Below are 916 nucleotides of genomic sequence, written 5' to 3'. Positions count from 1 at the left end.
GTGTTCATGACCTTCGCCTGGTACGGGCACCTGAAGTACAAGAACGCGCCGCTGCTGGCGGCGATCCTGGTCAGCTGGGGCATCGCGTTCTTCGAGTACATGCTGATGGTCCCGGCCAACCGCATGGGCAGCAATGTCTATTCGGTGGTCCAGCTCAAGACCATCCAGGAAGTCATCACCCTGGTCGTGTTCGCCGGTTTCTCGGCCTGGTACCTGGGCCAGCCGCTGAAGTGGAACCACTACGCCGCCTTCGCCCTGATCGTCGGCGCGGCGTTCCTGATGTTCTACGACGGGCCCGGCGCGGCGCACTGAGCCGCGGGCTTGCTCAGAAGCGGATCTTGCCGCTGAGGATGTCCTTGAACATCACCCAGTCGCCGGCGAACGAATAGAACGGATGGCGGAAGGTCGCCGGCCGGTTCTTCTCGAAGAAGAAGTGGCCGACCCAGGCGAAGCCGTAACCACAGACCAGCGCTCCCAGCAGCCACCATGCATTGCGTTCGACCGCGGCCACCGCCAGCAGCACCAGCACCCCGCAGCTGCCGATGAAATGCTGGTCTGTGGTTACGGCTTCGCCTGGGTCGGCCAGGTAGAACGGATAGAACTCGCGGAAGCTGGCGAAACGGGCCATCGCATTCCCTCCTGGGGACAGCCGCGCGCTCAGGCGTTGCGCGGCGCGAACATGATCACCGCCATGCCGGCCAGGCACAACGCCGCGCCGAGCAGGTCCCAGCGCGTGGGCCGCACGCCATCGACCCACCACAGCCAGAAGATCGCCAGGCTGACGTAGACACCGCCGTAGGCCGCATAGACCCGGCCGGTGGCGGTCGGATGTAGGGTCAGCAGCCAGGCGAACAGCGCCAGGCTGGCGGTGGCCGCGGTCGAACGCAATGCATGGTGGCTGCTGGGAGCGCTGGTC

The 916-nt window shown here is 65.6% G+C and carries 3 protein-coding genes; 1 reads left to right on the top strand and 2 read right to left on the bottom strand.

The genetic code is table 11. The features are described 5' to 3' along the window. Positions 1–312, top strand: coding sequence for a DMT family protein (locus J7643_19930; protein ID MBO9542865.1), 312 nt, complete (start codon positions 1–3; stop codon positions 310–312). A gap of 13 nt (positions 313–325) precedes the next feature. Here the strand turns inward: J7643_19930 and J7643_19925 are convergent, their stop codons facing one another. Next, positions 326–628 (bottom strand): DUF962 domain-containing protein, encoded by a 303-nt coding sequence (locus tag J7643_19925; protein ID MBO9542864.1) that lies wholly within the window; start codon positions 626–628, stop codon positions 326–328. Positions 629–657: 29 nt separating this feature from the next. Continuing rightward, the coding region (locus J7643_19920; protein MBO9542863.1) for a YnfA family protein at positions 658–916 on the bottom strand (259 nt) is incomplete at its 5' end.

Source organism: bacterium (genome assembly GCA_017744355.1).
Taxonomy (GTDB): Bacteria; Cyanobacteriota; Sericytochromatia; order S15B-MN24; family UBA4093; genus JAGIBK01.
Note: the sequence above shows the minus strand (reverse complement) of the source record. Positions and strands in the feature narration are given on the sequence as shown.